This window comes from Kumtagia ephedrae (genome assembly GCF_003012745.1).
Taxonomy (GTDB): Bacteria; Pseudomonadota; Alphaproteobacteria; order Rhizobiales; family Rhizobiaceae; genus Kumtagia; species Kumtagia ephedrae.
The window spans coordinates 39,469-52,132 of the sequence record NZ_PXYK01000031.1; the positions used below are offsets into that span (position 1 = coordinate 39,469).

Consider the following 12,664-nt stretch of genomic DNA (forward strand, 5'->3'; position numbering starts at 1 on the left):
GATGGGTGCGATCGATACAGTACTAGGGTTGATCGACGAGCATTTCGACCGGTCGATCGAGAAGCTTTTTGAGCTGGCGCGTATCCCCTCCGTGTCCTCTGATCCAGCCCTCGCAGGCGAGTGCCGCAGGGCCGCCCTCTGGCTGTCGGATTATGTGTCTTCTCTGGGCTTCCAATCCCGGCTCATGGAAACGGGCGGTCATCCGGTGGTCTACGCAATCCTGGGAGACTTGAACGATACGACCAAGCCGCACGTGCTCTTCTACGGACACTATGACGTCCAGCCGGTCGACCCGATCGAGAAGTGGACCAATCCGCCCTTCGAACCAAAGATCGACGTCGCCAAGGACGGGACCGAACGCCTGCTCGGCCGGGGCATGTCAGACGACAAGGGTCAGATATTCACGTTCCTTGAGGCATGCCGCGGGTGGATTGAACACACAGGCACACTGCCCGTTAACGTCACCATCTTTCTCGAAGGCGAGGAAGAGGCTGGCTCGCCGAGCCTCGAGCGGACCCTCATAGAGCAAGCCGGCGACCTTGCCGCGGATGTCGTCCTCGCCTGCGATTCCGCCATGTGGGACCGCGACACACCTGCGATCGCTACGCGTCTCAAGGGGCTGTTCCATGACAAGGTGATCGTTCACGGGCCCAACCGCGATCTTCATTCCGGAACATATGGCGGAGTCGCCGCCAATCCGCTGCGCGTGCTGTCGAATATACTGGCTGGCCTCTATGATGCCGACAATCGAGTGGCCATCCCGGGCTTCTACGATGAGGTCGAGCAAGTTCCGGCCTCCCTACGGCAGCAATGGCGCGAACTTGGCTCGGCCGCGGATGCTGCGCTCGGCGATGTCGGGTTGTCGATGCCTGTGCTCGAGACCGGCTACACGGCTATGGAGCAGACATGGGCCCGGCCGGTGGTCGATATCAATGGCGTCGGTGGCGGCAATCAGGGTCCACCCCGTTCGGTCCTGCCGTCGCAAGCCTGGGCGCGGTTGTCGTTCAGGCTGGTGGCATCCCAGAAGCCCGACGTGATCCGCCGGCTGTTTCGCGAACACGTGGCGTCGCAAGTACCTTCTGACTGCCGCGTGTCGTTCGAAGGCGACGACGGCTGCGGCGCCTACGCGCTCAAAGAGGACAATCCGTTCCTGATCGCCGCGGCAAGGGGGCTGGAGGCCGAATGGGGGCGGCAGCCGAAATTTCCCGGATCTGGCGGCTCCATACCCGCGATCGGATGGTTCAAGGACCATCTCGGGCTAGACAGCATCATGGTGGGTTTCGCCCTCGATGACGACGCGATCCATGCGCCGAATGAAAAATACGATGTGCGTTCCATGCGCAAGGGGACGCGATCCTGGGCCAGGATCCTAGAAGAGGTATCTCGGGTCGATCTCAAGTGGCGCAGGACCGAAAGGTAGCGGATGGATCCTCTGTGGCCCCTCTATCTGAACGAGGAGAACGCCGTGGCCGAGGTCAGCGGGGCATCAGATGCGGGCAACGCACACCTGTTGGAGGTCGATAATCTCGTTGTCGAGTTCGAGACCAGGCAAGGCGTCTTCCGCGCCGTCGATGGGATTTCATTGCATTTGGCGCGAGGCGAGATCCTGGCAGTGGTGGGAGAATCCGGTTCGGGCAAGTCGGTGCTGATGCACGCCATGTTGGGGCTCCTCACTCCGGGCGCGAGGGTTACCGCCGACCGCATCGTCTTTAGGGGCAGGGATGTCCTGGCGTTGAAGGTTTTTGAACGGCGAGCACTCCTTGGCAAGGAAATCGGTGTCATATTCCAGGATCCGATCGGCAGTCTCAATCCTTGCTACACGATCGGCTTTCAGATCGATGAGATTCTGAGACGCCATACGCCACTTGATCAACGCGCTCGACGTGACCGGACGATTGCCATGCTCGACCAGGTCGGCATTCCGATGCCTGCCGAGCGACTGTCTTCCTTTCCCCATCAGATGTCCGGCGGCCAGTGTCAACGGGTCATGATCGCCATGGCGCTGGCATGCGAGCCGTCGCTTCTGATCGCGGATGAGCCCACGACTGCCCTGGACGTGACCATTCAGAAGCAGATCCTCGATCTGCTGATGACGCTACAGCGGTCTCGCGGGATGGGGATGGTCATCGTCACCCACAATATGGGCGTGGTGTCCGAGGTCGCCGATCGGGTCTTCGTGCAGTACCGCGGCAAGATGATGGAGTGCGCGGACGTCATCGAAATCTTCGAAAACCCGCAGAGCCGGTACACCCAGGCCCTTCTGTCGGCTCTCCCGGAAAACGCGGTCGGCACCAGGCTGCCCGTCCTTTCCGGCTCGTTCTGAGAATTCGAACATGACGGCACCAATCCTCGAATGCCAGTCGATTGTACGGAAGTACCACATTTCGCCAGGCCTGCTCGGCGACCAGCGAACGATCACTGCAGTCAATAATGTCAGCTTCGCACTGAAGCGTGGAGAAACGCTTGCCGTCGTCGGCGAAAGCGGAAGCGGCAAGACAACGCTCGCGCGCATCCTTGCAATGATTGACCCACCGACGGCAGGGGACCTCCTGGTCGAAGGGAAGAAAGTCTCGCCTGGACGGGCAGTCGAAACTGACGTCCGTCGAAACATCCAGATGGTCTTTCAGGACCCGTACAGCTCGCTCAATCCGCGGCAAAGGATCAGCACGATTCTGGAAGAGCCGTTGCGCATCAATATGCGAATCGATGGACGTGAGCGGGGAAGGCTCGTCGCCGAGATGTTGGAGAGAGTGGGTTTGGGCGGCGGCTATTCCACCCGCTATCCTCACATGCTATCGGGCGGGCAGCGGCAACGCGTAGCCATCGCCCGAGCACTGATGCTGCGTCCAAAAATCCTGATCCTGGACGAACCCGTTTCCGCTCTCGATCTGTCCGTGCAGGCACAGATACTCAACCTGCTGGCGGAACTCCGAGAAGCTTACAGCCTAAGCTACGTTTTCATCAGCCACGACCTCGCCGTGGTCCGCTTCTTCGCGGATACAGCGATGGTGATGCACAGAGGGGATGCCGTGGAAATGAAGAGCTGCGCGGAACTCTTCTCTTCCCCGCAGCACGCTTACACGAAAACCCTGCTCCAGGCTTCCCCCCGTATAGATCTCGCGAAAATACGCCAACGGCTGAAGACCGGAAACTAGTATCGCTTGCCGTCATGTCGCGCCAAACTCCATAGGCGCGGATCATCCGAATGCAGTTCGATTAACCGTGCTCGAAGACAGCTGCGGCGCGCTCTGCGGGTGGCGGCAAATATCGGGCCTTTCGGTCCTGCCTCGGTCTCCTAAGTGCACTTGACGCCGACCCTGCAGGCGGTTGCGGGGAAGGACTTATGATATGTCGGCGCCGCGGCTTCAAAGCCGTGCCCAACGAGATGATAATAAGTTTCGCCGAAACTATCCATTTCTATCCGATCGCGCGCTATGCTGCTGAAATCACAAACCAAATTTGAATTAGATCAATGCCAAGGCACGATAGACCGACCGAAACCCTGCCCTGCCGTGCTTGCGCTTTGCTTACGCGTGGAATCTCTCAAGGGGACGACCATGCATGGCGAAGCTGACAAAACGAACGGTCGATACCACCAAAAATCAAATCCTCGGACTATGTCGTTTGGGACGACGATCGTGGTGTTCTTCTTCTCGACGACGACCTTCTTGGCGCGGCCGAGCATTTGGAGCGTGACGTTTCCAGCTTGATCTTCTGAGATGGCGGTGCCGCCGGTGGGGATGGCGATGTCCTCCAGCATGGCCTTGCGGCCGTCGCCGAAGCCGGGGGCCTTGACGACAGCAACCTTCAGGCCGCCGCGCAGCTTGTTGACGACCAGCGTGGCCAGCGCCTCGCGCTCGACATCCTCGGCGATGATGAACAGCGGCTTGCCAGACTGCACCACGGCTTCGAGAATCGACAGCATCGCCTGCAGATTGCCGAGCTTCTTCTCGTTGATCAGAACATAGGGCTCTTCGATCTCGACCCGATCTTATCCTGATTTGTGATGAAATACGGCGAGAGATAACCGCGGTCGAACTGCATGCCCTCGCCCTGTGAAACGGTTCAGTGCGAAGGGCGTGATGTCATAGGACGCGTCTGAGCGGGTTGCCGCCTCGGCCAGCAGCTTGCCGGAGAAGGCGCCGGCGAGATTGCCGAAGAAGTGCCCGGTATTGAGCATCAAGCCTTCGATGCCGCAGGCGGCATCGATCACCGGCAGTCCGTCCGGGGTCTGTGCCACGAGTCCGGCCCATTGTCTGGTGATCGGCAGTTCCGACAGGGCAGGGAAGTTCCTGCTCATGATGGAGCAGGCCATCGCCTGGCCCGCAACCGTCGGCTGGTCGTGGCTGCTGCCGATCTCATAGGCGCAGCCGAACTGGATCGACCCGTCGGGCATGCTGGCAATCTGCTCGGTGAAGCCGAGGGCGGGCCGGATCTGCTCGGAGGGATCGCGCGGAAAGGCGGCCGCGTCCATGCCGGGCGGGGTGAAGAAACGGAACAGCGACTGGCCCGCCACGACCCGTCCGATGCGGAACGGCGCCGCGCCTGTCGAAGCGGCCTCGAACCTGGTCCACTGAAAGGGGACGCCGAGGCCATGCGGCGCCAGAAGCTCGTTGGACCACGGGCCGCAGGCCACCACGACGGTTGCGCAGGCGAGAACATCGCCGTCGGCAAGGCGCACCCCGCGACAACGGCCCGTCTCCACCTCGATCGCCGTCACACTGGCGGGCGCGATCAGCCGTCCGCCGGCGTCGCTGAAGGCGGCCACCAGGCGGCGGACGAGCAGGGGCGTGTCCTGATGCGCATCGAGCGGGTTCCAGACCGCGCCGGACACTTGCGGTCCGATCTGCGGACAGAGCGAGTGCAACTCTTCACGGTCAAGCAGCTTTAGCGACAGCCGGCTTGCGCCCTGTCCGCGACAAACGCGCGGGCGGCCTCGGCAAAGGCCTCGTCGCGGTAGATGATCAGGCCGCCGCAGGCGCGGAAGCCGAAATCGGGGAGCTCGCCGGCAAGGGCTTCGACAAATCGCCGGCCGGCAAGGGAAAACTCCATCGCCGTGCCGGCCGCCTTCGTCTGCAGCCAAAGGAACCCGGGATTGCGCCCGGAAGCGCCCCAGGCGGGCGCATGCTGTTCGATCAGGGCGACCGAGAGGCCCTGCCGGCGCAGATAGTAGGCGCTTGCAGTGCCCGCTATCCCCCCGCCCACGACCACGGCGTCGAATAGTTGCGTCACCACGGCAGTTCCGCGCGCTCCAGATGGAGGAGAAGCCGCTGCAAGACGTTGCGGCAGCGATCGACTTCGGTGAGTTCCAGATATTCGTCCGGCTTGTGCGCCTGCTCGATGGAACCCGGCCCGCAGACGATGGAGACGATGCCCGCTTTGCTGAAGAGACCTGCCTCGGTGCCGTAGGCCACCTTGCCATGGTCGTTTCGGCCCACAAGCTGCTTCACGAAGGTGACCGCCGGGTGAACGGCGTCGGTGTCGAACCCGGCAAGCTCGGCGACAGGTTCGATCGTGACGCTGCTCTGCGGCGAGACCGCCCGCATGCGCGGAAGGATCTCGCGCTCGATGCGCTCTTCGAGGCGGCCGATCAGCTCTCGCGTATCCACCGCGGGCAAGGCGCGAATGTCGAACTGGAACGCACATTCGGCAGGAATGATGTTGGCCGCGTTGCCGCCCGCGACCGTGGTGACCGACAGTGTCGAATAGGGCACGTCGTAGCCATCGTCGCGCAGTCCGCTCACGCGCTGCTCGCGTGCCATCTCGCCGATTATGCAGATGATCTCCGCAGCATATTCGACGGCGTTGACGGCGGCCGGCGCAAGGCTCGAATGCGCGGAACGGCCGGAGAGCGCCACGCGGTAGAACCCGGCACCCTTGTGCCCCACGACCACCTGCATCGAGGTGGGTTCGCCGACAATGCAGAGCTTGGGCTTGACGGGCAAGGCGGCAAGGCGGTCGATCAGGCTCTGCACACCAATACAGCCGAGCTCCTCGTCATAGGAGATGGCGAAGTGAACGGGTGCCTTGAGGTCGCGGCGGACGAGGAAGGGCACGAAGGCGAGCATGATGCCGACGAAGCCCTTCATGTCGCAGGTGCCGCGCCCGTAAAGTCGGCCGTCCGCCTCGCGCAAGGTGAAGGAGTCGGAGCTCCAGTCCTGGCCGTCGACCGGCACGACGTCGCTATGGCCGGAAAGGACAACGCCCGGCCGGTTGGCCGGTCCGATGGTCGCCCAGAGATTTGCCTTCGTGCGCTCCGCATTCCAGACAAGCTCGCTCTCCACACCGTGGCGATCCAGGAAAGCCTTTACATAGGCGATGAGGTCCCGGTTGGGATCGCGCGAAACGGTGGGGAAGGCGACCAAGTCGCGAATGACCGCCACGCACTCCGCCCGGCTTGGGCCTGCCTGCGCCGGCATCGCTTCAGCTGCCCGCTGGCCTGAAGATCGGCAGCGGCGGCAGGCCGCCGCGCTCGCGCCAGGCGAGCGTTACCCGGTCACCGATGCGGGCCGGCCCGTCATCGATGTTCGTGAGCAGTCGCGGCCCTTCGTCGAGTTCCACGAGCGCCAGCACGTAGGGCGGCTCGAGCGCCTCGATGACCGGAATGCGCACTGTGGTCAGCGAATAGACCGTACCTTTGCCTTTCGCCTCGACCCATTCCAGGGCGTCGCTCTCGCAAGAGAGGCAGAAGGGGCGGGGGTAGAACTGGTGCGACGCGCAGCTCCGGCATTTCTGGATGATGAGCCGGCGCTCCAGGCAGGCCTTCCAGAATAGCTCCGTGGTCGGGTCGGCAATGCCGAGGTCGGAAAGGGAGGGGGCATCAGTCACGGGCAAGCACCACGGTCGAGGCTGTCGAGAATGCAAGGCCGCCCGTGCCGTGGGCGACGGCGATGTGGGCATCCGGCACCTGGCGCTCGCCCGCCTCGCCGCGCAGCTGGCGGACGGCCTCCACCAGAAGCAGGATGCCGAGCGCGCCGGGATGGCAGTAGGAGAGCCCGCCGCCGGAAGTCATGCTGGGCAATCCGCCGCCCGGCCTCAAGCGGCCGCCGGCTATGAAGTCCCCCGCCTCGCCCTTTTTGCAGAAGCCGAGATCCTCCAGATAGAGCAGCACGCCATGCGTGAAATTGTCGTAAGGCTCGAACACGTCGACGTCACCAGGCGAGATGCCGGCCATGCCGAAGGCCTCGTGTCCGGAGACAATTCCAGGAGTCACCGTCAGGTCAGGACATTGCGCGACATGCCACTGGACGTGGCTCTCGCCGGCGCCCAGGATACGTACCGGCCGCTTGGCCGCGTCGCGCGCCCGGTCCTTGCGGGCGATCACGATCGCCCCGCCGCCATCGGTGACGAGGCAGCAGTCGAGCTTGCGCAGGGGATCGCTGATCAGGGGCGAGGCCATGACGTCGTCGATCGAAAGCGGATCGCGGCTCCAGGCTTTGGGGTTGAGCCTCGCCCATTCGCGCGCGGCGACCGCCACCTCCGCCAGGTGTTCCGGCGTGATGCCGTACTGGTGCATGTAGCGTGCCGCGCTCAACGCATAGTGGCCGATCGGGAAGTGGATGCCGAAGGGGGCCTCGAACTGCGCGGCCAGCGAGCCGTCCATGGCGTCCGCGGCGCGCTTGCGGTTGCGGCGGCTGCGCTGGCGCGAGGCGTAGCCGACGAGGGCCACATCACAGCGGCCGGCGGCCACCGCCAGCATGGCGTGGTGGACGAAGAACTCGAACGAGGCGCCGCCCATGTCGGAGGATTCGGCATAGCGCGGGCGGATGCCCAGATACTCGCCGAGCTGCACGGAGCCCTCTTCGCCCATATAGTTGGTGAAGAGGGCGTCCACGTCGCGGAACCCCAGCCCCGCCTCCGAAAGGGCCTCGCGCGCAGCGAGCGCCACCATCGAGAACTCGCTCTGGTCGGGAACCTTGCCGAGCGGCGTTTCGGCTGCACCGACGATGTAGATCGGAGTGTCGGCCAGTCCCGTCACGGAAGGCGTTCCCCTGCCGTCCCGCCGCGCGTCCGGGTTGCGATCCTGGCTGAAAGGAGCAGATGCAAGCGAGTTCTCCACCGGTGCGGCCGCTCACCCGCGACCTCCTCCCGCAGCACCTTTGTGCCGCGACTGGAAACGCGTCGAGAATTGTATTAGATGAATATGAAGTCAATATCAATTATTCGTCCGACCCGGCTTGGTGGTACGTTGATATTCACGACAGCAGGTGCGATACCCAAGCAAGGAGGTCTTCGATGGCGGTTGCGGCTGAACGGAACGCGAAGGGGACAGCTTTTGTCGAGGGGCGCGAGATCAGGTATGCTGATTACCTCTCCCAGGGGCTGAATTCGATTTCCTTCGCGTCCAAGGGCGATCGGACGAGGTATCGTCTCAAGATCGCTGCCGCCAGGGCGCTGGAGGAGATCGGCTACCAGAACCTACGGGTCTCGGATATCTGCACCTATGCCAGCGTGGCGCTCGGCACTTTCTACGTCTATTACCGCGACAAGAACGAGATCGCGATGGAGGTCGTGCTCGAGTTCATCGACCACCTCTACGAGCGGGCGCGGCAGGTGGGCCGGGGCACCGGCGACTTCGAGGCGATCCACAACACCAACCGCTTCTTCATCGCCGCCTACCAAGCCAATCCGGGACTGATGCAGTGTCATGTGCAGTTGCAGACGCAACTGCCGGAGTTCCAGGAGCAGTGGCGGCCCCGCCATGCGAAGTGGATCGAGAAGCTCGCCCGCTCCATCGCCCTCCGCGGCAACTACGGAGAGGACATGCCCGGCTCGGCCATGAAGGTGGCGCGCGTCTTGGAGGGAATGGTGTTCCACTATCTCTACGCCGAGATCGTGAGCAGGGAGAACACCCAGGCGGAGAACGGCTTCGACCCCGAGGCCGTCGCCATGATGCTGTCGGTGCTCTGGTACAGGGCCGTCTACTGTAAGGACCCTCCAGTTCTGCGCTGACCCGACGGGTTTGCGGCCGCTGTGGCAGCGCGCAGCACCCGTTGAGCGGGAACGGACCTCCGCCACGAGCGACCAGGATTTTTCCGACTGGATGCGACAAAATTGATATTGAAATCATATTCATTTTGGTCTGTATTGCAGGAGGAGAACGCGGAGGAGCGCAGGACGCCAAAGGGCGCGCGCATCTCCACGATCCCGACGGTCGCGAAGGGACGGGCGCGGGTATGGCAGTTAGAGCAAGACGGTTCGGCGGAGCGGAAAGCCGGCGCCAATGTCGCGGAAAGTGCCGGCCATGAGCGCGCTCGCGCTGGACGGACGCGTAGCGATCGTCACCGGAGCTGGCAGGGGGCTCGGCCGCGCCTACGCGCTTGCCCTCGCCGCCCACGGCGCGGCGGTCGTCGTCAATGATCTCGGCGGCGACCTCCAGGGGAACGGGATCGATCCGAGCCCGGCACAGGAAGTGGTGGCGGAGATCGAGGCAACCGGCGGCCGGGCGGTGGTCAGCGGACACGACGTTTCGGATTGGAAGCAGGCCGCCGACCTGGTCGCCCAGGCGATCGACACCTTCGGCGCCCTTCAGGTGCTCGTCAACAACGCGGGCATCCTGCGCGACCGGCTCTTCGCCAACATGGCGGAGGAGGAGTGGGACGCCGTCATCCGCGTGCATCTCAAGGGCCACGCCGCCCCCGCGCGCCACGCCATGAATTACTGGCGCAACGAGGCCAAGGCCGGCAGGGGCAAGGCGGGCTCGATTGTGCACACCACGTCTCTCGCGGGTCTCGTCGGCAATTTCGGCCAGGCCAACTACGCGGCCGCCAAGCTGGCGGTGGTGGGGCTTTCCCGCACGCTGGCCCTGGAGGGCGTGAAATACGGCGTCCGCTCCAATGCGGTTTCGCCTTCGGCGCGCACGCGCATCGAGACATCGCTGAAGCCGCCGCCGGCGGGGCAGTTTGATGTGTTCGCGCCCGAGAACGTGGCGCCGCTCATCTGCTGGCTGGCCATGGAGGACTGCCCGGCAACGGGCCAGGTGTTCCAGGCCTATGGCAACCGCGTCGAGGTGATCGCGCCGAGTGCGATTGCGGTCGACATACGCACGGAAGGCTGCTGGCGCGTGGCGGATCTCTCTCGCGTCCTTGCCGGCAGATTGCCCAGGCAGCCAGGGTTGACCGATTTCGTCGAGGAGCTTGCGTGATGGATGTGCTTTCGACCAAACCGTTCGACATCGCTTCCGTGCCGCTCGGCATGTCGCGGGATTCCGAGGAGTTTCGCACGAGCAGCCACCGGCTCGCCTCCTTCGCGCGTGCGGTCGACGACACCAATCCCCGGCATCTGGCCGGCGAATACGCCTTGCCCGTCTTCGCTCACATTCCCGTCATGCAGAGCATGGTGGAAGTGCTTCAGAAAACCGCGTCCGGGCTCATACTGCATGGCGAGCATGACTTCGTCTTCCACCGGCCGATTGTGCCCGGCCAGCGGCTTTTCACCGTATCGACGCTGATCGGCGCGCGCGGAACGTCGGCCGGAACTGCGGTCGTCATCGGCTCGTATACGCGAGACCACGCCGGCGAGCCTGTCTGCACCCAGTACAGCACGTGCCTCTTGCGCGAGGCAGGGGGCCGCGATGCGCGCGGCGAAAAGGCCCCGGAGCGGCCGCATGTGCCGCGGGGCGAGGGCGTTACCGACACCTACCCCCTCTCACTCGACCAGACGCGGCGCTATGCGGATGCCGCGCGCGACTATTCGGCCTATACCATCGATCCCGAAGCGGCGCAGGCGGCAGGCTTTCCCGCGCCCATCGTCCACGGGATGTGCACGCTGGCCTTCGCGGCGCGCGCTGTCGTCGACAGCCATTGCGGCGGCGAGAGCAAACGCCTCAGGCGCCTCGGCTGCCGCTTCGTCCATCCGCTCTATCTCCTCGCCGGGCAGACGCTCCGGGTCGAGCACTGGGCGGGCGAGGGCGGTCTCGCCGGTTTCGAGGCGAGCGACGCCGAGGGCAATCTCGTCATCAAGAACGGTTATGCGCAGGTGTCCAGATGAGCGAGACCTTGGATCATACCCTCGCCCCTATCGATACCACGGGCTTCGATCGCCCCGCTCACTGGGTGAAGCACCAGAACGTGGCTGCGGAGTGGAGTGCCGTGCCGCAGCAGACGGTGATCGAGATCGTCACCAACGGTTGCCTTGAGGACCCCGAACGGCCAATCCTCATCGTCGAGGACGGGCCGGCGATGACGCGGCGGGAATTCCTGTGCCGCTGCCAAGGCTTTGCGGGATATCTCAAGACATTCCTGAAGCCGGGCGATCGCGTGGTCGTGATGCTCGACAACCGGCTCGAATTCATGATCGCGCTGTTCGGCATCATCGCCAACCGCGCCACGCTGGTGTCGATCCCGCCCACGGCGCAGGAGTTCGACGCCGGCCACATCGTCAAGGATGCAGCACCCGTGGCAGCCATATTCGGCAAGCCGCAGCAGGCCGTCATCAATGCGGTGCGCGGACAGTCTCCGGCGCTGGGGCACATGATCATCGTGGATGGCGACGAGCCCGACGGGCTCGCCTCTTACGAGAACGCGGCCACGCCTCTCGATTTCAAGAAGGCCGAGTGCCGGCGCGAGGACGTCATCACCGTCTATTACACCTCGGGCACCACGGGCGCGCCCAAAGGCTGCATGCTGCACCACGGTTGGTGGCTGCGCGTGATCGACATCGACTTGCGCCTGTTCCGCCGCGGCTGGCAGGACAGGCAGCTCTGCTGCTTGCCCTTCTACTATGCGGACCCGGCGATCCAGCTCCTGACCTCGCTCGCCTCGCGCGGCACGCTGATCGCCATGCGGCGCTTCTCCGTCTCACGCTTCTGGGACGTCGTGACCACGTACGACGCCACCGAGATCCTTTCCATCGCCTCCATCCCTGCGCTGCTGCTCAAGGGCGAGCCTGGGCCGGCCGAGCGGGACCACCGCATCCGGCTCGCCATCCATGCCGGGCTGCCGAAGGAACTGCATCAGGAGATGATCGACCGCTACGGCTTCCACTGGCACAACCAGTATGGCAGCACGGAGGGCGGCATCATGAGCCGCGTGCCGCACCACCTCGCCGACGAACTGGTCGGCACCGGCACCATGGGCATGGAGCCGCCGGGTGTTTTCATCCGGCTGGTCGACGACAATGACGTGGATGTCGCGCCGGGAGAAGCGGGCGAGGCGCTGATCGCCGGCCCCGACCTTTATGTCGGCTATCTCAACCGCCCGGAGACCACGGCCGAAGCCAACCGCGGCGGCTGGTACCATTCGGGCGACGTTGCCCGCCGGGACGAACGGGGTCTGCTCTATTTCGTCGGCCGCAAGAAAGAGATCATCCGCCGTTCCGGCGAGAACATCTCCGCCGCCGAGGTCGAGGCCGTATTGCGTTCGCATCCGCTGGTGCTGGAGGTCGCGGTGGTGCCCGTGCCCGACCAGCTCCGCGGCGAGGAGGTGAAAGTCTACGTGCAGATCAAGGTGGGCAAGACCATGGCGGACCTCCCGCCCGAGGAGATTATCGATTTCTGCAAGGCACGGCTCGCCGCGTTCAAGATCCCGCGCTTTATCGAATACCGCGAGGAGGATTTCGAGCGCACGCCCTCCATGCGCGTGCTGAAGCAGAGCTTGACCAAGGCGAAGGCGGACCTGCGGTCGGGCGCCTGGGACCGCGAAACCGGAACGTTCGGAGATTGACC

12 protein-coding genes and 1 pseudogene are annotated in these 12,664 nt (G+C 64.1%); 7 read left to right on the top strand and 6 right to left on the bottom strand.

The annotated features are described in order from the left end of the window. The first annotated feature begins 1 nt into the window (after window position 1). From C7I84_RS24690 to C7I84_RS24700, 3 genes are read left to right on the top strand one after another with little or no spacing between them, the layout of a single operon-like run. Entirely contained in the window at window positions 2-1,420 is a 1,419-nt protein-coding gene (locus C7I84_RS24690) for a M20/M25/M40 family metallo-hydrolase (protein WP_106774886.1), read from the top strand. Window positions 1,421-1,465: 45 nt separating this feature from the next. After that, window positions 1,466-2,323, top strand: a complete 858-nt coding sequence (locus C7I84_RS24695) for an ABC transporter ATP-binding protein (RefSeq protein ID WP_245428596.1) — start codon at window positions 1,466-1,468, stop codon at window positions 2,321-2,323. A 10-nt stretch (window positions 2,324-2,333) separates the two neighbouring features. Next, window positions 2,334-3,155, top strand: a complete 822-nt coding sequence (locus tag C7I84_RS24700; RefSeq protein WP_106774888.1) for an ATP-binding cassette domain-containing protein — start codon at window positions 2,334-2,336, stop codon at window positions 3,153-3,155. A gap of 476 nt (window positions 3,156-3,631) precedes the next feature. Here C7I84_RS24700 and groEL read toward each other — a convergent pair. The 6 genes and pseudogenes from groEL to C7I84_RS24730 form a co-directional block, all read right to left on the bottom strand. Then, window positions 3,632-4,050 (bottom strand): annotated as a pseudogene (gene groEL / locus C7I84_RS24705) (chaperonin GroEL); the annotation flags it as partial. After that, window positions 3,992-4,867, bottom strand: a complete 876-nt coding sequence (locus C7I84_RS24710) for an FAD-dependent oxidoreductase (RefSeq protein WP_165816201.1) — start codon at window positions 4,865-4,867, stop codon at window positions 3,992-3,994. The pseudogene groEL and the gene C7I84_RS24710, both read right to left, overlap by 59 nt. A 20-nt stretch (window positions 4,868-4,887) precedes the next feature. After that, entirely contained in the window at window positions 4,888-5,235 is a 348-nt protein-coding gene (locus tag C7I84_RS30980; RefSeq protein ID WP_165816202.1) for an FAD-dependent oxidoreductase, read from the bottom strand. Further along, on the bottom strand, window positions 5,229-6,419 hold the full coding sequence (argE, locus tag C7I84_RS24720) for an acetylornithine deacetylase (protein ID WP_106774890.1): 1,191 nt from the start codon (window positions 6,417-6,419) through the stop codon (window positions 5,229-5,231). Before argE ends, C7I84_RS30980 begins: the two co-directional genes overlap by 7 nt. Before the next feature lie 4 nt (window positions 6,420-6,423). Then, window positions 6,424-6,828, bottom strand: coding sequence for a Zn-ribbon domain-containing OB-fold protein (locus C7I84_RS24725; protein ID WP_207771067.1), 405 nt, complete (start codon window positions 6,826-6,828; stop codon window positions 6,424-6,426). Next, window positions 6,821-7,978, bottom strand: a complete 1,158-nt coding sequence (locus C7I84_RS24730) for an acetyl-CoA acetyltransferase (protein ID WP_106774892.1) — start codon at window positions 7,976-7,978, stop codon at window positions 6,821-6,823. Before C7I84_RS24730 ends, C7I84_RS24725 begins: the two co-directional genes overlap by 8 nt. A gap of 257 nt (window positions 7,979-8,235) precedes the next feature. Here C7I84_RS24730 and C7I84_RS24735 point away from each other — a divergent pair, with 257 nt between their 5' ends. The 4 genes from C7I84_RS24735 to C7I84_RS24750 all read left to right on the top strand — a co-directional run bounded on the left by C7I84_RS24735 (window position 8,236) and on the right by C7I84_RS24750 (window position 12,662). Then, window positions 8,236-8,952, top strand: a complete 717-nt coding sequence (locus C7I84_RS24735) for a TetR/AcrR family transcriptional regulator (protein WP_165816203.1) — start codon at window positions 8,236-8,238, stop codon at window positions 8,950-8,952. A 292-nt stretch (window positions 8,953-9,244) separates the two neighbouring features. Beyond that, entirely contained in the window at window positions 9,245-10,144 is a 900-nt protein-coding gene (locus tag C7I84_RS24740; protein ID WP_106774923.1) for an SDR family NAD(P)-dependent oxidoreductase, read from the top strand. Beyond that, window positions 10,144-10,989 carry a MaoC/PaaZ C-terminal domain-containing protein gene (locus tag C7I84_RS24745; protein WP_106774894.1) on the top strand — a complete coding sequence of 282 codons (846 nt, stop codon included), beginning with the start codon at window positions 10,144-10,146 and terminating at the stop codon, window positions 10,987-10,989. The genes C7I84_RS24740 and C7I84_RS24745 overlap by 1 nt, the downstream gene beginning before the upstream one ends. Beyond that, window positions 10,986-12,662 carry a class I adenylate-forming enzyme family protein gene (locus C7I84_RS24750; RefSeq protein WP_106774895.1) on the top strand — a complete coding sequence of 559 codons (1,677 nt, stop codon included), beginning with the start codon at window positions 10,986-10,988 and terminating at the stop codon, window positions 12,660-12,662. The genes C7I84_RS24745 and C7I84_RS24750 overlap by 4 nt, the downstream gene beginning before the upstream one ends. Window positions 12,663-12,664: the final 2 nt, after the last annotated feature.

Bases quoted from the DNA above. Each gene is read 5' to 3' on its own strand.
- C7I84_RS24690 (WP_106774886.1), top strand. From the start codon at position 2: ATGGGTGCGATCGATACAGTACTAGGGTTGATCGACGAGCATTTCGAC.
- C7I84_RS24700 (WP_106774888.1), top strand. From the start codon at position 2,334: ATGACGGCACCAATCCTCGAATGCCAGTCGATTGTACGGAAGTACCAC.
- argE (WP_106774890.1), bottom strand. From the start codon at position 6,419: ATGCCGGCGCAGGCAGGCCCAAGCCGGGCGGAGTGCGTGGCGGTCATT.
- C7I84_RS24735 (WP_165816203.1), top strand. From the start codon at position 8,236: ATGGCGGTTGCGGCTGAACGGAACGCGAAGGGGACAGCTTTTGTCGAG.
- C7I84_RS24740 (WP_106774923.1), top strand. From the start codon at position 9,245: ATGAGCGCGCTCGCGCTGGACGGACGCGTAGCGATCGTCACCGGAGCT.
- C7I84_RS24745 (WP_106774894.1), top strand. From the start codon at position 10,144: ATGGATGTGCTTTCGACCAAACCGTTCGACATCGCTTCCGTGCCGCTC.
- C7I84_RS24750 (WP_106774895.1), top strand. From the start codon at position 10,986: ATGAGCGAGACCTTGGATCATACCCTCGCCCCTATCGATACCACGGGC.